The 17,417-nt window shown below is 48.1% G+C and carries 19 protein-coding genes and 1 pseudogene; 13 read left to right on the forward strand and 7 right to left on the reverse strand.

Annotated elements, in window-relative coordinates; translation table 11 throughout:
* Positions 1–20: 20 nt before the first annotated feature.
* The 3 genes from W01_RS08390 to W01_RS08400 all read right to left on the reverse strand — a co-directional run bounded on the left by W01_RS08390 (position 21) and on the right by W01_RS08400 (position 2,732).
* Positions 21–476: a DUF494 family protein gene (locus W01_RS08390; RefSeq protein WP_173053774.1), complete on the reverse strand. Its 456-nt coding sequence runs from the start codon at positions 474–476 to the stop codon at positions 21–23.
* Between the two features lie 138 nt (positions 477–614).
* A complete protein-coding gene (gene dprA, locus W01_RS08395; protein ID WP_173053776.1) occupies positions 615–1,688 on the reverse strand; it encodes a DNA-processing protein DprA in 1,074 nt (357 codons plus the stop codon).
* Between the two features lie 6 nt (positions 1,689–1,694).
* Positions 1,695–2,732 carry a LysM peptidoglycan-binding domain-containing protein gene (locus tag W01_RS08400; RefSeq protein ID WP_173053778.1) on the reverse strand — a complete coding sequence of 346 codons (1,038 nt, stop codon included), beginning with the start codon at positions 2,730–2,732 and terminating at the stop codon, positions 1,695–1,697.
* 124 nt (positions 2,733–2,856) lie between these two features.
* Here W01_RS08400 and def point away from each other — a divergent pair, with 124 nt between their 5' ends.
* The 7 genes and pseudogenes from def (at position 2,857) to W01_RS14710 (ending at position 9,068) form a co-directional block, all read left to right on the forward strand.
* On the forward strand, positions 2,857–3,360 hold the full coding sequence (gene def / locus W01_RS08405) for a peptide deformylase (RefSeq protein ID WP_173053780.1): 504 nt from the start codon (positions 2,857–2,859) through the stop codon (positions 3,358–3,360).
* Between the two features lie 85 nt (positions 3,361–3,445).
* A complete protein-coding gene (gene fmt / locus W01_RS08410; RefSeq protein WP_198421395.1) occupies positions 3,446–4,393 on the forward strand; it encodes a methionyl-tRNA formyltransferase in 948 nt (315 codons plus the stop codon).
* Position 4,394: 1 nt separating this feature from the next.
* The gene (rsmB, locus tag W01_RS08415; RefSeq protein WP_173055863.1) at positions 4,395–5,681 is read left to right on the forward strand and encodes a 16S rRNA (cytosine(967)-C(5))-methyltransferase RsmB; all 1,287 of its coding nucleotides are present in this window, start codon (positions 4,395–4,397) and stop codon (positions 5,679–5,681) included.
* Positions 5,656–6,285 (forward strand): DUF4390 domain-containing protein, encoded by a 630-nt coding sequence (locus tag W01_RS08420; protein WP_173053782.1) that lies wholly within the window; start codon positions 5,656–5,658, stop codon positions 6,283–6,285. Before rsmB ends, W01_RS08420 begins: the two co-directional genes overlap by 26 nt.
* Before the next feature lie 3 nt (positions 6,286–6,288).
* Complete coding sequence (locus W01_RS08425) at positions 6,289–8,412, forward strand: sensor histidine kinase (protein WP_173053784.1); 2,124 nt, start codon at positions 6,289–6,291, stop codon at positions 8,410–8,412.
* Between the two features lie 2 nt (positions 8,413–8,414).
* Positions 8,415–8,783, forward strand: a pseudogene (locus W01_RS14705) (response regulator); the annotation flags it as partial.
* Positions 8,784–8,942: 159 nt separating this feature from the next.
* Positions 8,943–9,068, forward strand: coding sequence for a helix-turn-helix domain-containing protein (locus tag W01_RS14710; RefSeq protein ID WP_445082547.1), 126 nt, complete (start codon positions 8,943–8,945; stop codon positions 9,066–9,068).
* A 70-nt stretch (positions 9,069–9,138) separates the two neighbouring features.
* Here W01_RS14710 and W01_RS08435 read toward each other — a convergent pair whose 3' ends face one another.
* Entirely contained in the window at positions 9,139–9,696 is a 558-nt protein-coding gene (locus W01_RS08435; protein WP_173053786.1) for a class I SAM-dependent methyltransferase, read from the reverse strand.
* A 245-nt stretch (positions 9,697–9,941) separates the two neighbouring features.
* Here W01_RS08435 and rpiA point away from each other — a divergent pair, with 245 nt between their 5' ends.
* Entirely contained in the window at positions 9,942–10,601 is a 660-nt protein-coding gene (rpiA, locus tag W01_RS08440) for a ribose-5-phosphate isomerase RpiA (RefSeq protein WP_173053788.1), read from the forward strand.
* A gap of 67 nt (positions 10,602–10,668) precedes the next feature.
* Positions 10,669–11,376 (forward strand): phosphate signaling complex protein PhoU, encoded by a 708-nt coding sequence (gene phoU / locus W01_RS08445; protein WP_173053790.1) that lies wholly within the window; start codon positions 10,669–10,671, stop codon positions 11,374–11,376.
* A 174-nt stretch (positions 11,377–11,550) separates the two neighbouring features.
* Here phoU and W01_RS08450 read toward each other — a convergent pair whose 3' ends face one another.
* Positions 11,551–12,687 (reverse strand): PilT/PilU family type 4a pilus ATPase, encoded by a 1,137-nt coding sequence (locus W01_RS08450; RefSeq protein WP_173053792.1) that lies wholly within the window; start codon positions 12,685–12,687, stop codon positions 11,551–11,553.
* Between the two features lie 24 nt (positions 12,688–12,711).
* A complete protein-coding gene (locus tag W01_RS08455) occupies positions 12,712–13,755 on the reverse strand; it encodes a type IV pilus twitching motility protein PilT (RefSeq protein ID WP_173053794.1) in 1,044 nt (347 codons plus the stop codon).
* A 160-nt stretch (positions 13,756–13,915) separates the two neighbouring features.
* Here W01_RS08455 and W01_RS08460 point away from each other — a divergent pair, with 160 nt between their 5' ends.
* The 4 genes from W01_RS08460 to W01_RS08475 are packed head-to-tail and all read left to right on the forward strand — an operon-like array spanning position 13,916 to position 16,288.
* Complete coding sequence (locus W01_RS08460; RefSeq protein ID WP_173053796.1) at positions 13,916–14,614, forward strand: YggS family pyridoxal phosphate-dependent enzyme; 699 nt, start codon at positions 13,916–13,918, stop codon at positions 14,612–14,614.
* Positions 14,611–15,426, forward strand: a complete 816-nt coding sequence (proC, locus tag W01_RS08465; RefSeq protein ID WP_173053797.1) for a pyrroline-5-carboxylate reductase — start codon at positions 14,611–14,613, stop codon at positions 15,424–15,426. The genes W01_RS08460 and proC overlap by 4 nt, the downstream gene beginning before the upstream one ends.
* Positions 15,420–15,983: a YggT family protein gene (locus tag W01_RS08470; RefSeq protein WP_173053799.1), complete on the forward strand. Its 564-nt coding sequence runs from the start codon at positions 15,420–15,422 to the stop codon at positions 15,981–15,983. Before proC ends, W01_RS08470 begins: the two co-directional genes overlap by 7 nt.
* Complete coding sequence (locus W01_RS08475; protein ID WP_173053801.1) at positions 15,980–16,288, forward strand: DUF167 domain-containing protein; 309 nt, start codon at positions 15,980–15,982, stop codon at positions 16,286–16,288. The genes W01_RS08470 and W01_RS08475 overlap by 4 nt, the downstream gene beginning before the upstream one ends.
* A gap of 199 nt (positions 16,289–16,487) precedes the next feature.
* Here the strand turns inward: W01_RS08475 and W01_RS08480 are convergent, their stop codons facing one another.
* Complete coding sequence (locus tag W01_RS08480; protein ID WP_173053803.1) at positions 16,488–16,898, reverse strand: hypothetical protein; 411 nt, start codon at positions 16,896–16,898, stop codon at positions 16,488–16,490.
* Positions 16,899–17,417: the final 519 nt, after the last annotated feature.

The following is a 17,417-nucleotide window of genomic DNA, read 5'->3' on the forward strand; positions in this document are numbered from 1 at the left end:
ATTGTATTTTTGTTTAATGTTTAATGTAAATAACTGGAATCGGCCGGAGTAAGCAGGTCTTCGACTATTAAAGGGTCCAAGTCTTGACGTTGATTCCACAACACCATGAGAGTGATAAGTTTGATTTTGTCCAGTGGTAGATTTTCACGGTTCAATGCAACCGCACGGTCGAGGATCATTTCCCGCTCCACGGGTGTAATTATTTTATTTTGTTCCCAAAATGTCAGAAAACAGCGTACTTCAAAGCTCATGCGCTTGATTTCCAAGTCAGCATAAAAGCGTCCACTGCTATCATTAATGGTGGACGGGTAGTTTGCTTTGTTTAACTGCTCAAGGCCAGACAACCAGGTCAGCGCCAAATGAATGTCCTCATCTTCAAATCCGGCGGCAGATAATTTGCGGGATAACTTGTCGGAATTGGGATAACGGCCAGCATGAAAATAACTTTCAAATAAAAACATTAAAATGTCAAACATAATGCCCCGATAAAAATTGATTGTTAGGTAATTATTAAACTAGGAGTAATTAAACCAAGAGCAAGGGATTATGAATAGTTATAATTTTTTCTTCTCCTGTGGAAGATATTGTTCTACCAAATCAGAACAATTAAAATTTTAACTTATACGTTGATAAAGCCCGCCTGGTAAAGTTGCGATGTCACCATCCAGTTCCAGTTGCAACAGGATGGCGGATAGCGCCCCAATCGTCAAGCCACTGCGCTGACTCAAGCTGTCCATATCTACCGGATCGAAACCTAAATGCATTAATAAAGGATGTTTCTCGAGTACGGAAGATTGCAGGGTCGTGGTGGCGGGAAAATGTCCCAGTTCCTCTAGAACATCTTGCGCGCACTCTACCAGTTTAGCGCCCTGCTTGATCAAATGATGACATCCTTTTGTCTGTGGGGCGTGGATGGAACCGGGAATAGCAAAAACGTCACGCCCTTGTTCCAAGGCCATACGGGCGGTAATCAGTGAACCGCTTTGCAGAGAAGCTTCAACCACTAAACACCCTAAGCTAAGGCCGCTAATAATGCGATTGCGGCGCGGAAAATTTGCCGCTAATGGCGGAGTTCCTAATGAAAACTCGGAAATCAATGCACCTTCCTGTGCCAATTGGTGCGCCAGCTGGCGGTTGGCGGCAGGGTAAACTTTGTCCAGCCCCGTGCCAACGACGCCTATGCTGGAACCGTATTCGCGCAACCCTCCGCGATGTGCTGCGGCGTCTATGCCATGCGCCATGCCACTGATTATGCACAGTCCAGCAGCGCTCGCTGCCTGAGCAAAAGCCTCCGCATTGCTCAGCCCTTGTGGGGTGGCGTTACGACTGCCAACAACGGCGAGTGCCGAGTGATTAAGCAATTCAAGCCGTCCTTTTACATACAGCAGTAGGGGTGGATCGGAAATGTTAAGTAGCGCCTGCGGATAATCAGGGTCTGCCAGTGTGACAATATAGTTGTGCGGCTCAGCTAACCAACTGGCAATGGGTGCGAATTTTTCTTCATCCCAGCCTTGCGTGATAATTGCAGCAATTGCTGGCTGGACCACTTGCTGAAGAGTATGTACTGGCGTGGCGAAGACTTGGGTTGGAGTACCAAAAGCGTGCAGCAGACGACGCAAACCTTCATTGCCTAAACCAGGTATCTGATTCAGGGCAAGCCATGACGCAAGCTCAGCGTCCATAAGCATAGGGAGTCAAGGCGTCAGCGCACTATCCAACAACTGCACGGGCAGTCGGGTTCGCATCACCAGAGCGTAGGCTACTTTGTCAAAAGTGCGGAATACAAATAACAGGCCGTAGCGCATATCCGGTAGAGTGTGTGTTTCCCCTTTTTCCTTTATCACATCTCCCTTGCGATATAGCGCCAGTACATGACCATTTTCAAGGCCATCACGAAGCCCCTTGTTGAGTGTTACGATGGAATGTTGCCCCGCTTGAGAAACGCCGCCATAAATAGAAATCACGCGAGCTGCAATCTGGCTATCTGGGACGCGTGGCACGTAGCTTCCGACGAATCCGTCGGAAGCTACGACCAGTTGATCCCCTTTGTTAATTTCCTTAAGCGACTTGACGATCTTAAGCGTGCTGATATCGGCAATTTTTTCAACCTCTGCATCCCCCAAGTACATTGCCTCGTATCCCAACACTTCGTTGTTTTCCGGATCAAGCAATGTTTTTCCCGGACGGTAAATTTGCCACAGCAACCCCTGCTCTTTGGATAGGTCTTTAGCGTATGCTATATCTCCAGTGGCCAAAAGGACGCGTTTCTCGTAAGTACCAACTATAGTTGGTGCGTTAGATAGCCCATTTTTCTCAATTATGAGTGGTCTGCTAAGAAATGGTTCGATGGCACTAGCTGAAATACTGGGGATTGCATTATGTTCACTGCTTTGAAAGTGTACACGAGGGAAAAGTTTCGTACTGTCAGATTTGCCTGCTCCTGTTTCTTCGCTTTTTTTTATTTGGCCTATGTGCAATGTACCGCTTGCACGATCCAGATGAACCACATCACCAGGATAAATCCAGTGCGGATCTTTAATGGTATTTTTATTTAAACCCCAGATTTGAGGCCATTGCCATGGATCCTTGAAAAACTTAGCGGAGATATCCCACAGGGTATCTCCTTTCATCACAATGTGACTATCCGGTGCATTCTCATGAATTTTAACCGTATCAGCAAAGGCGAAGGTGGGCAATAAACAGCAAATCAGCGATATAATAATCTTTTGCATGGAAACTCCATTTTGCGTGGAAACCCAGTTTTTAGAAGCCAGGCTGAGAACAACAAGTTTTGCACAATATTTCGTGCAAAACGTTTTAAATTCTGCCCCTAGTTATTTAAATTAGCAAGTATTTATGGCAATTTTACAAATATTGCAATATCCGGATGAACGGTTACATACCGTCGCAGCTCAAGTGCCGGTAGTAACTGCAGCCACCCGCAAGCTGGCCTCTGATATGGCCGAAACAATGTATGCTGCGCCGGGAGTGGGGTTGGCCGCGACTCAGGTGAATGTACATCAACAGATTATTGTGATGGACATTTCCGAGACCCAGAATCAATTGTTGGTGTTCGTTAATCCCGAAATTATTGCCAGTAGTGGTGAGAGCCTCTGCGAAGAGGGCTGTCTGTCGGTTCCTGGAGTATATGAAAAAATACGCCGCGCCGAACATGTCACCGTGCGCGCACTCAATATGCACGGTGAATCTTTCACGCTTGAAGCAGACGGGTTGTTAGCGATCTGTATACAGCATGAGATGGATCACCTTAAGGGCAAGGTGTTTGTTGAATATCTTTCGCCGCTCAAGCAATCGCGTCTCCGAGCCAAGCTTAAGAAGCACCGCCGTGAAACAATGTAGGCACTTCAAAATATGTTTTTCTCAAGCTACTGCGTTGCGTCTTGCCTTGAATAAAAGCCATCCTTAATCTAAAGGTATCCTGATAATCAACTCTCCCCTAAAGATCATTTTTGCCGGCACTCCAGACTTCGCCACCACCGCGCTAGAAGCGTTACTGGTACAACAATTTTCTGTAGTCGCAGTGTTAACCCAGCCCGACAGGCCGGCGGGCCGCGGTATGCGACTCACAGCCAGCCCCGTTAAGCAACTTGCCTTGGCGCATAGCCTGCCGCTGCTACAGCCTGTTACATTAAAATCTGCCGATGTACAACAAGAGCTTGCCAATTATGCGGCGGATGTAATGGTGGTGGCGGCTTATGGACTAATCCTGCCAGCAGCGCTACTGCAATTGCCACGCTACGGGTGCTTGAATATTCACGCTTCATTATTACCGCGTTGGCGCGGTGCGGCGCCTATTCAGCGCGCTATTCTGGCGGGTGACGACAAAACCGGTATCACCATTATGCAAATGGATACAGGGCTCGATACGGGCGATATGTTGCTTAAAAAAACCTGTTCGATCACTGCACATGACACCACACAAACGTTGCATGACAAATTGGCAACGTTGGGCGCTGAAGCGATCGTCAAAACACTGTGCCTGCTGGAGCAAGGGCAATTAAAACCTGTGTCGCAAAATGCGGCCGAAGCAACTTATGCTGCCAAGCTCAACAAAACAGAAGCGCTAATTGACTGGTCAAACCATGCCACACAAATCATACGTGCGGTGCATGCCTACAACCCTTTCCCTATCGCATATACCATTCTTAATGGGGAACCTGTCAAAATCTGGCAGGCCAGCGTGCGCGAGGAGCCTGAAGGTGAAGCGGGAACTGTATTGGCTATAGAAAAAAACGGCATTATTGTGGCATGCGGCCAAGGGGCATTATGCCTTGAAATATTGCAGCGCCAGAATGCCAAGGCATTACCTGCGGCACAGTTTATCCAAGGATTTGCAATGCATCCCGGCGACCGTTGCACTTCATTCCTCTAACATGCATATCGCACAAAGAGGTGCCAGCCAAGTTGTCTGCCAAGTGTTGGCCGGGCGCAACCTGAGTCAGACATTGAGTACAGCTTTGCAGACTACGCCTGGACAAATTATGCCCGAATTAACACCACAACAACGTGGTGCGCTACAGGATTTAAGTTATGGTACGCTGCGTTTTTACGGTCAGTTAGTGCGCGTGCTGGATCAATTGTTGCACAAACCCTTACAGGATTCGCAACTACGCTGCCTGTTATTAGTGGCATTGTATCAACTGCTACATACCAAAGCTGCGCCCCATGCGGTGGTAGATCATGCCGTGCGCGCGGTGCGAAAGTGCAATGCAGCAGCTGGAGGGCTGACAAATGCGGTGCTGCGCAATTTTTTGCGCAACCGCGAGACGTTAGTTGCCGCCGCAGTCACTAGCGAGGAAGGTCGCTATGCCTATCCGCAATGGTGGATAACTGCAGTCCAGGCGCAATATGGAAGACATTCGGAGGCTATCTTGCTAGCGGGTAACCAGCATCCCCCTATGACACTGCGTGTGAATTGTCGATATATCAGTACAGCAGATTATCTGGCCCTGCTTGCACAGCAGGATATTCAAGCCAGTCTGATCGAGCCAGAGGCTGTGCTGTTGAAATACCCTCTCCCGGTAAATAAATTACCAGGATTCTTCGATGGTCTGGTTTCAGTGCAGGATGCGGGTGCGCAATACGCAGCGCGCCTATTGGACGTGCAGGACGGTATGCGAGTGCTTGATGCGTGTGCTGCACCGGGCGGAAAGAGTACTCATCTACTGGAGCTGGCGCAACTTGATCTACTTGCTTTGGACAAAAATTCGCAACGTTTGGAACTGGTACGTGAAAACCTGCAACGCCTGCAATTGCATGCGCAGTTGCAAAACGGTGATGCGGCACAGCCCGATAGCTGGTGGGATGGCAAACCATTCCATCGAATCTTGGCCGATGTACCCTGCTCCGCCTCTGGTGTGGTGCGGCGCCATCCCGATATAAAGTGGCTGCGTCGTCCGGGTGATATTAATGGATTCGCACAACAACAATTACATATTCTTTGCTCGTTATGGCGGTTGCTGGAAAAAGATGGAAAGCTACTATATGTAACCTGTTCCATTTTTGCGCAAGAAAACCAGCAAGTTATCAATGAGTTTTTAAATCAGCATGATGATGGCAAACAATTGCCATTGTCCATGCCCAATTTAAATGAAGGTCAAATATTCCCCAATGACCAGCATGATGGTTTCTTTTATGCATTACTGCAAAAGCAGGCATAACCTGGCACGATTGCTGGCTGTGCTGCTGGCATTCTGGCTAGGCATTTCAATCGTCTGTGCCGAGGGTATTACAGTGCGTAAAACGGAGGCACGGTTTTCTGAGGGCAGTTACCAGTTTTCGGCTGATTTCGACATCAGCTTAAATTTTGTTGTAGATCAAGCACTGACGCGCGGGGTACCTTTATATTTCATTAGCGAGTTCACCCTGATTCGTCCACGTTGGTACTGGCTGGACGAAGTTATCGCAAAAAATGAACAGACTGCCAAACTATCTTACAACAAACTGACGCGCCAGTACCGCATCACGCGTGGCTCGCTGTTCCAAAACTTTTCTAGCCTGGGCGATGCACTGCGTATTATCAGTCATCAGTCTGCTGCCCCTATTGATGCTTCGTTGCTTCAGAAAAACAATGATTATATTACAGCGCTGTTGCCCCAAAAGGGGGACTACATTGCTGCCACGCGAATGCGTCTGGATGTAACGCAATTACCCAAACCGTTGCAAGTCAATGCGTTGGCCACCCAAGACTGGAACTTTGATTCCGGTTGGTACCGTTGGATAGTTCGCCCCATTGTATCTGCTGCAGACCGCGAAAGTGAGTAGGCAGTGAAGTATCTGATTTTCATCAGCGCACTGCTTGGCAGTTTCCTGCTTTATTTGCTGTCAAGCGCCAGCGCTAATACTGAGTTGTTTTCGCGCAACTATTATGTACTGCTGGCTTTGGCCGGGGTCTTAGCCGTGTATCTAACCGTGCTGGTTGGCTATCAATTATGGCAGTTGCGCGGCAAACTTAAGGCACAGGTATTTGGTGCGAAACTCACTCTGCGTTTAACGTTGTTTTTCATTTTGATTGCGATCCTGCCAGGTTTACTGGTGTATGCTGTTTCGGTACAGTTTCTTGATAAAAGCATCGAATCGTGGTTCGACCTTCGGGTAGAAAAAGCGTTGGAGGGCGGTTTGAACCTGGGCCGAAATGCGCTGGAAACGGGTCTTACGGAATTGAGCAAGAAAGGTCAGTCCACCGCCCTGTTACTTGCCAAACAATCTCCAGAGCAATATACAAAAACGTTGGGCCAGCTAATAGGCAAAGGATCTGCCCATGATGCTGCGTTGTTTAACAAAAGCGGAAAGCTACTTGCGTTTGCCAGTAGCAACCGCAAGCCGCCTCCCGATACACCAACTGCCGAAATGCTGCGGGAGGCAAGCCAGCAGGAGCTTCATAGCATTATTGATACACTGCCTGATAACAGCCTGATATTGCGTGTGCTGGTGCTGGTTAAGCCACTGCAACTGTCAGCCGGCGCGCGTATTCTGCAGCTGACACAACCAGTGCCCAAACAGCTTGCCGCTGACGCAGAAATGGTACGGGCGGTTTATCGCGATTACCAGGAGCTGTCGTTGTCTCGTTTAGGATTGAAGCGCTTGTATGGCATCACGCTGACGCTATCGCTGTTGATTGTATTGTTGAGTGCGGTGTCAGCTGCTTTTTTTATCAGTGATCGCCTAAGCGCACCGCTCGCAGCACTGGCCGAAGGAACACGGGCGGTAGCACAGGGTGACTTTTCACGTCAACATCCCATTAAAAGCCGTGATGAGCTGGGAGCGCTCACCGGACTGTTCAACCAGATGACATTACAACTGGCCGATGCGAAAACCACGAGCGAGCAGCAACAACGCCAAGCGGAAGATGCTAAAGCCTACCTGGAAAGCATGCTGGCACACCTATCGTCTGGAGTTTTAGTGGTAGATGAACAATTCAAGCTGCGTTCTGTCAACAGTAGTGCGGCGCAGATACTTGGGGCGTCGCTCCTGGATATGCAGGATGTGCCGTTAGCGGAAATTGCCGTGCGTCACCCCCTGCTACGTCCTTTTTCCGATGCGATCATGCAGGCCTTTAATGAAGTGACAAGCGGCGAATGGCAGCGCCAAATTGAGCGGCTAAGCAAGAATGGTGATCAGATATTATTGATGCGCGGCACTCGGTTATCCACAGCGACAGACAATAGCTACGTCGTTGTGTTCGACGATATTACCTATTTGCTGCAAGCAGAACGTCAAGCCGCGTGGGGCGAAGTGGCGCGCCGTTTGGCGCACGAAATTAAGAATCCACTTACCCCTATTCAGCTGTCTGCAGAGCGCCTTCAGCACAAATTGAGCACCAAGCTGGACGGTAGCGACGCACAGTTATTGCAGCGGGCCACACAGACTATCGTGAGTCAAGTGGCAGCAATGAAAAACATGGTAACCGAATTCGCTGATTATGCCCGGGCACCCGCTCCCAAGCTGGTAGTGCTGGATATGCACCAGCTACTACGCGAAGTACTTGGATTATATGAAGCTAACAGCAGTCCAATTACCTTACGTTTGAATGCGACCCAAACTTGGGTGAAAGGAGATGCGACGCGCTTGCGCCAAGTGATTCATAATTTGTTGCAAAATTCGTATGACGCTTTACAAAACGTTACTCAACGGGAAATTATCCTGAGCACGGCAGAGGAAGGCAGCGCATTAAAATTGTGTGTGCAAGATAATGGCAGCGGTTTTCCTGAACATTTGCTGGCGCGTGCTTTCGAACCTTACAGAACGACTAAGCCCAAGGGTACTGGGCTAGGTTTGGCAATCGTGAAGAAAATTGTGGAAGAACACGGTGGCAGTATTGTTATTGAAAATGTGACAACGGGTGGAACGAAAGTAAGTGTTACCTTGCCCTTATTAATAGAGGTCGCGTGAAAATGGCAACTAAAGAAATTCTAGTGGTAGATGATGAAATCGGAATACGCGAGTTGCTCTCCGAAATCTTGTTTGACGAAGGTTATCACGTGCATCTGGCTGAAAATGCTATTGAGGCCCGCGATTTTCGCAACCGGCAGGCACCGGATTTGGTGTTGCTGGACATCTGGATGCCGAATACCGATGGCGTCAGTCTGCTTAAAGAGTGGGTGGGACAGAACTTGTTGACTATGCCAGTGATCATGATGTCAGGGCATGGCACCATAGAAACAGCACTTGAGGCGACGCGCATTGGTGCGGTGGATTTCCTTGAAAAACCCATTGCGTTACAGAAACTGCTTAATGCTGTTGCCAAGGCAATCAGGCTGGGTGCAACACCAACTACTCGGCAGGAAATTACATCAGCAAATTTAACTGATCGAGGAAGCATGGCGACCCTTTGGGAGACTGCGGCACAATTCCCATTGCCACTCGACTTGCCATTACGCGAAGCGCGTGATCATTTTGACAGCCTGTATTTCAATTATCATATGCATAAAGAAAACGGCAATATATCCCGTGTGGCGAAGAACGTTGGCTTGGAACGCACCCATTTATATCGCAAATTAAAACAACTCGATGTTAAGTTCACCAAGAAGGGTCTGGACGAAAATTAACAATTCCAATAGGAAATAAATACAGCTTGAGCTATAAAAGTCATATTTATTTTAATGTTTAAGCCTCGAATTAATTGTTGCACCTTTCGGACACTGCACAAATACGCTGCATGACGGTGGGACCTGGCTCTTGAAATTCACCTTGCTGATAGGCAATTACGGTCAGATGCGGAAAAAAAACCTCCAATAGCTCGTTAGAACGCAGCAAAAAATCCGGGTTTTTTGGTCGCCCAAAGCGCTCATTACCTTCCATGAAAGTTTCGTAAATCAGCACCCCACCAGCATTTAGCGACTCGATCAGTCGTGGTAATAGTGGCCGATGCAAATAACGGCTGACAACTATGCCATCGAAACGATGGTCGGCATATGGCCAAATATCATTCTCCAAGTCTGCGATTTTGGTTGACACATTAGATAGCTGTTGTAGCCCGGCAAGAGCAGTCGCATCACGATCCACAGCATTTACTCGCCAGTTGTTAGCCGCAAGCCAGCGCGCATGGCGTCCACTGCCACAAGCTAAATCGAGCACCTGACCGCCGCTACGAATCAATTTAGCATAGTGACAAATCCATGGCGATGGAATCCCCTCGGGTTGTAATGGAGCAGTGTTTCCGTTATGTTTTGTCATTTCTAAAATGGCGTTAGCTCCGTGAAGCACTTCAACTGCATGGTTAAAGTTAACTTTGCTCGGAAAATACATTCTTGTAGTAAGGTAAGGTCACCATTTTGCTGGTGACAGCCTGCTTGACCAGACCGCACAATAATTTTCTGAAGATATCATAAATATGCAAGATACCAAGTGTTTCTAAAAGTGTTAATTCCTGCAATAATCCGGGGCAAGAAACAATATTTGTTAAATTGAGGCAGCAAATCATGACCCAAGATGAGTTAAAACTCGCGGTGGCACAAGCCGCAATAGCATATGTCCCGGCGAATTGTATCGTGGGCGTGGGTACCGGCTCGACGGCCAATTTCTTTATAGACGAACTGGGAAAAATCAAGAAAAAAATATGCGGTGCAGTGGCCAGCTCCGAGGCTTCAGCGCAACGCTTAAAAGAACATGACATCCAAGTGGTTTCGCTGAATGATATAGGTAGCTTATCTATTTATGTGGATGGAGCAGACGAGATTACACGTCATTTGCATATGATTAAGGGCGGTGGCGGCGCGTTGACGCGCGAAAAAATAGTAGCCGCTGCGAGCAAAAAGTTTGTTTGTTTGTGCGATTCCAGCAAGCTAGTGGATGTTCTTGGAAACTTCCCATTGCCGCTGGAGGTGATCCCCATGGCCAGCAGTTATGTGGCACGCCAGATGGTGTTGCTGGGTGGTCAGCCCAAATTGCGTGAGGGTTTTGTGACTGACAACGGCAACCTCATTCTTGATGTATCTGGCCTAAAAATATTAAATCCGATAGAGCTGGAAATGACAATAAATAATATTACAGGGGTGGTCACCAATGGCCTGTTTGCGCGTCGTGGAGCGGACGTACTGCTACTGGGAACTGCAAGCGGAGTACAGACTCTTACTGCTTAGTCTGTGACAAAATTGTCACAGCACGCGAGTAGTATCGCCTAATCTAGCCATTAAAAGGATCTGAATCATGGTCTCCACTGAACATACCTCCAAGCAATTTGATGCCGAACTGGAAGCGGTGCGTGCGCGCGTATTACAAATGGGTGGACTGGTGGAGAGTCAAATTCGATTCGCTATTGAGGCGCTGGTTAATGGCGATGTGCCGCTGATGAATCGCATTATTAATGATGATCATCGTGTTAACGCGATGGAAGTAGAAATCGACGAGAGCTGTAACCAGATTATTGCTCGCCGCCAGCCGGCCGCAGGTGACTTGCGTATGGTGATGACGGTGATCAAGACGATTACTGATCTCGAACGTATCGGCGACGAAGCGGAAAAAATTGCACGCATGGGCAAGCTGCTGTCACAGAGAAACAGTCTTATCCTGCCGCGTTATACGGAGATCAAGCATGCCGCAGACCTCGCTCTGGACATGCTACGTAAATCGCTGGATGCCTTTGCTCGTCTTGATCTTGCCTACGCTGCTCAGGTGGTACGTCAAGATGAGTTGGTGGATGAGGAATTCCGCACCATCATGCGCTACCTCATCACCTTCATGATGGAAGACCCGCGCACCATCTCCACTGCATTGGAAATTCTGTTCGTCGCCAAGGCCATTGAGCGCATTGGTGATCATGCCAAGAACATGTCCGAATATGTGGTTTATATGGTCAAGGGTAAGGACGTGCGCCATGTCACCGTGGAAGAAATTGAGCGCGAAGTTTTAGAGTAACTTGCCGGAAGTACGCTTACACACCATCATCATGGCAGGAAACAATCTCTTGTTCGAGAAGTTCATACCCGCAGTAATTAACTTCAATTTTATAGCTGTCACCGGCAAAAACGTTCCCCGGGAATTGAGCTCTTACCAATCTTAGTAAGCTGGAATATCTGCGTATCCAGGCTATCAAGTCATCTGCAAGTGATCCAGCCCCGCCATTATGTCGATATCCTTGGAACTTTGACTTTCCAGCTTAATACGCAGGCGCAGGTCATTGACCGAATCAGCATTCTTTAGCGCTTCTTCATAACTGATCAGATTGGCTTCGTGCAGATCGAACAGCGCTTGATCAAAGGTCTGCATCCCAAGCTCACGCGATTTAGACATCACGCCCTTGATTGCAAGCACCTCACCCTTGAAAATCAAATCAGAGATGAGCGGTGAATTGAGCATGATTTCCATGGCCACTGAACGGCCTATCCCATCCACACGCGGGATTAGGCGCTGTGAAATAAGTGCCTTGATATTGAGAGACAAATCCATTAACAATTGCTCGCGACGCTCTTCCGGGAAGAAGTTGATAATGCGATCCAGTGCCTGATTCGCACTGTTAGCGTGTAGAGTGGCCATACACAGATGGCCAGTCTCGGCAAACGTCACAGCATATTCCATGGTTTCACGGTCGCGTATCTCACCGATGAAAATGACATCCGGCGCTTGACGCAACGTGTTTTTCAATGCGACGTGCCAAGAATCCGTGTCCACCCCAACTTCGCGGTGAGTGATGAGGCAGTTGATGTGCTCATGCACAAACTCTACCGGATCTTCAATAGTGATGATGTGACCGTAAGTATTCTGGTTACGGTAGCCAAGCATGGCTGCCAATGTTGTAGATTTGCCGCTGCCAGTACCACCGACCAGGATGACCAGCCCGCGTTTGGTCATTGCCACATCCTTTAGTACTTCTGGCATCCCCATTTGAGTAAGATCAGGAATCTTGGTGGTGATGGTGCGCAACACCATGCCTATACGCTGCTGTTGCATAAACACATTAACGCGGAAGCGGCCAATGCCAGCCGGACTGATCGCAAAGTTACATTCGTGTGACGCTTCGAATTCAGCGGCTTGACGGTCGTTCATGATGCTGTTCGCTAATTCCATAGTGTGTTGTGGTGTCAGCACCTGTTGTGAAACGGGGGTCATCTTGCCGTCCACCTTGAATGCGGGCGGGAATCCGGTTGTAATAAACAGGTCGGAGGCCTTCTGGGTAATCATCCCTCGCAACAGATTATGCATTAGCTCGGTAGCCTGATCTCTTTCCATGATGAACCCCTGATAATCCACTGATTAACCGACAAACGTATCCTTGTTAGCTGCCTTGGTGCGCGCTTCTGCAGATGATACAACGTTGCGTTTGACCAGATCTTGCAGGCATTGATCCAGCGTCTGCATTCCGAGAGCACCGCCGGTCTGGATGGAAGAATACATCTGTGGCACCTTGGCTTCCCGAATCAGATTGCGGATGGCTGGAGTACAAATCATAATTTCATGGGCTGCCACACGCCCGGCACCATCTTTGGTTTTAAGTAAGGTTTGGGAAATAACTGCTCGCAATGATTCTGACAACATGGCGCGCACCATTTCTTTTTCGTCCGCGGGGAAAACGTCAATGATGCGGTCGATGGTCTTGGCCGCAGAACTGGTATGCAGTGTTCCAAATACCAAATGACCTGTTTCAGCCGCGGACATGGCCAGACGTATAGTTTCCAAGTCGCGCATTTCACCTACCAGGATAATGTCTGGATCTTCGCGCAATGCGCTACGTAAAGCGTTTTGAAATGAAAGTGTATGCGCGCCAACTTCGCGCTGGTTGACCAAACACTTTTTACTTTCATGCACAAATTCAATCGGATCCTCCACAGTCAAAATGTGCCCCATTTCATGTTCGTTGCGATGATTTACCATCGCTGCCAACGTGGTGGACTTACCCGATCCGGTTGGGCCTGTCACTAACACCATGCCACGCGGGTAATCGGAAATAGTCTCAAAAATTTTTGGAGCTTTGAGGTCTGCCAAGGTCAATATTTTAGATGGAATGGTACGCATCACCGCACCCGCACCGCGCTGATGAACAAAGGCATTTACGCGAAAACGTGCGAGCCCCGGAATCTCAAAAGAAAAATCGATTTCTTTATTTTCTTCATAAATTTTGCGCTGCCCGTCATTCATGATGTCATATACCATGGCATGCACTTCGGTATGTAACATCACCGGCAGGTTGATTTTGCGTATGTCGCCATGCACACGAATCATCGGCGGTAATCCAGCAGACAGGTGCAAATCAGAAGCCTTGTTTTTGACACCAAAAGCAAGCAGTTCGGTAATGTCCATATATAATCCTAGTTAATTCGCAGAACTGAACTATCGCATGAAAATAAGTCAGGAACGCGACTAATAGCGCCCCTACCGTATCTTCATTGATGCCTATCAGACAAGATACTGTGCAACCATCAAAAATTAATGAAGCATTCGATTCAACGACCAGTTAATTATGACCGCGATTACTTCCAACTTGCAAGCTGTCAATCATGCTATTACACAGGCTGTGTACATGGCTCATCGGCGCAAGGAAAGTATTGAGCTACTGGCGGTGAGCAAGGGGTTTTCTGCTGATGCAGTGCGCGAAGCATACGAGGTCGGGCAACGCGCTTTCGGTGAAAGTTACATCCAGGAAGCCTTGGATAAAATTGAGCTGCTACGTAATTTGCCGCTACAGTGGCATTTCATCGGGCCGGTACAGAGTAATAAAACGCGGGCCATTGCAACGCATTTCGCATGGGTACACAGCGTCAACCGGCTGAAAATCGCTGAACGCCTGTCAGCACAGCGGCCAGCCGGTTTACCGCCACTCAATGTATGTATACAGGTTAATGTGAGCGGAGAAAATAGCAAGAGCGGTGTAACACCTGACGGATTGGTGGAACTGGCACAGGCTGTGGCGAGTTTTCCACAACTTAAATTGCGTGGGCTGATGGCCATTCCTGCGCCTGCTGAAGGAATGGAAGCCCAACGTATACCATTTTTAAAACTGCATGAGCTTATGCAACAGATCAATACGCAAGGATTGGCACTGGATACTTTATCAATGGGAATGTCGCATGATTTCAATGCAGCAATATTGGAAGGAGCGACCATCGTGCGCATCGGCACGGCAATCTTTGGCGAAAGAAACTACGGAGGGAATCAATGAAAGTTTGTTTTATCGGGGGCGGCAACATGGCGACCGCACTCATTGGCGGTTTGCTTAAACAGAACTTTGTTGCCGCGCAGGTAAGCGTAGTGGAAATCGATGTCAGCCATCATGCCAAGTTACACAATGAATTTGGGGTGCAAGCGGTAACCGAACTGGAAGCGGGGGTGGCGGGCAGTGATGTCATTGTATTAGCGGTCAAGCCGCAGCAATTGCATGGGGTCGCAACCAGCCTGGCTCCATTGTTAACTGGGCAATTGCTTATATCGATAGCGGCCGGTATTCGCGCCGCTGATCTGGCGCATTGGCTGGGTTCGCAAAATATTGTGCGTGCCATGCCCAACACGCCCGCTTTAATTCAGAGCGGAATTACTGGCTTATATGCGCTACCAGCGGTAAGCCAAGTGCAGTGCGACACAACGCAAACCATACTCGGTGCGGTGGGCAGCACGACATGGCTAAAGGACGAAGTAATGATGGATGCGGTTACCGCGGTGTCTGGCAGCGGCCCCGCCTATGTGTTTTATTTTATCGAGGCGTTGCAACAGGCGGCCACCGAACTTGGCTTCGATGCAGAAACGGCACGCCATTTGGCAATCAATACTTTCAGCGGTGCAGTTAAACTTGCCGATGCCAGTAGCGATGATGTGAGCGTGCTACGCGCACGCGTTACTTCTAAAAATGGCACGACCGAGCGCGCCCTGCTCAGCATGGAAGCCAATTCGGTTAAGCAACATATTGTTACAGCAGTGCAAGCGGCAGCCAAACGCGCCAAGGAAATGGGTGACGAACTGGGGAATGCGTCATGCTGAGTGAAGCACTACAATTTTTGTTTGACACTTTGTTGCAGCCGTTCGCTGTCATATTGCTACTGCGCTTCCACTTGCAATGGTTACGCGCGCCGATGCGCAACCCGCTGGGTGCATTCATTATGACGATTACCAATTTTCTGGTACTGCGAGCGCGCCGGTTTATTCCTTCTGCCCGTGGTTTCGATATCGCCACCTTGCTGCTGGCTTTTGTGGTGGAAGCGATTTATCTCGCCGCCACGCTCTGGTTACAAGGTTTGCCTATTGGCTTCCCCGTGCTCGGACTGCTTATGTGGACAGCGGTCAAACTACTCAAGCTCAGCCTATATTTGCTCATGGCGGCGCTGTTTATTCAGGCACTCTTATCGTGGTTTAATCCCCATTCACCGATGGCCGGTTTGATGGCCGCGGTAACGCAGCCTTTCCTTCTACCCCTGCAACGGCGTATCCCACCCTTGGGCAATATAGATTTCACCTTGCTACTACTACTTATCGTGTGCCAACTCATCCTCATCGTGCCGCTGCGTTGGTTGGAAAGCTTAGTCAATAGTCCGTTTTGAACGTGTGGTATCGCCGCGAAGGAGATGTCATCACCCTGGTATTGCATGTTCAGCCGGGAGCCAAACGTACTGAGGTGATCGGCTTGCATGGTGATGCGCTCAAAATTCGCCTAGCCGCACCACCCATTGAGGGGCGTGCCAATGAAGCGCTGCTGCGCTTCATTGCTGATAGCTTTAATGTTCCACTACGCAACGTCGAGCTAAAGCAAGGGGCACTGTCACGCCATAAAATAGTGCTGATAAATAGCAGCACATTGGAACCGGAGAGCCTACTTACTTCTGAAAATTTGTCCCAAACGAAATAAAAAGAGTGGCGCGCACGCTTTCAATATAAGCTTTGATGTTTAATAAGCCAGTACCGTATGCTTTATAAACTGAGTGGCCCTAAACAAGCGTTTTTTCGAATCAAATAAAAAGCACTTATACATACAGCACCTATTTTTTTAGGTGCTTTGGAATGCCGGCATGTCAAATCGCAATTACATAACCATCAACTGTAATTTTTTAGAATTCAAAAGAAGCTGTGTGTTCCGTCAAGGTCGAATAAACCCCGAAATCTTTATAAACCGTCAGAGCTGCTTGCAAGTCAGTAATGATCTCCGGTTTTCTTTCCTGTAATTCATCTGGCAGGTTCATTATAACCAGCCTCCAGTTTGCCCAACCTCTGGAACCCAGTACTTTTCCATTGCTAATCCGAAGCCGGACAAATATCAATGTTCCTTTCCAGTAAAAAGTGAAGTCGTGCTGATTCCGGAACTCCTCTTCGCCTGACATGATCCATCGAAGATAGATGTCATTTTCACGATCAATAGTCCAATCAGGCCGCACATTCGCTTTACCATAACACTGATTAATTTCCTCTAATCCGTATTTCTTAATGTCCTCCTCTGGGACATATTCATTCACAAATGCCATGGTTCTATTCTCCTGTTCGTGTTGTGGTGTAGGTTGAATTGTTTTTGATACCTATATAATTTTTATATTGCCAAAATTTTATTTTTTAATCATGGTTTTGTGCATTGCGAATACTGCAATCGTCCCCATACAATCATGCACCTAATAATATCATTCAACAGTGCGTATATGCGTTTCTACATGGTCAATTGCAATTCGTAAACTTTAAATTTTCGCAAAAATTTAAAGTTATGCTAATTCAATCCAGCATCCACGGGCAGACTCAACACTAAAGGGTAACTTTCATAAGTTAATTTAAGTGGCAAATTAAAAACTGGGGACGCACGCCCACATCAAATCAACCTGTAACAGTAAACGAAACAATCTGGAATCTTGCAGAAAGGTACGCAACACTTCACTGGTTTCTTATCTCGGTAACCAGAGATCCCCGAAAGGTTTATTTGTTCAAGTTCCTTGCGGAGGGTATTTACCTATTCAACGCTACTGTACCAATTCAATAAATTACATTTAGACATCATC

It is taken from the genome of Candidatus Nitrotoga sp. AM1P, from assembly GCF_013168275.1.
Lineage (GTDB): Bacteria > Pseudomonadota > Gammaproteobacteria > Burkholderiales > Gallionellaceae > Nitrotoga.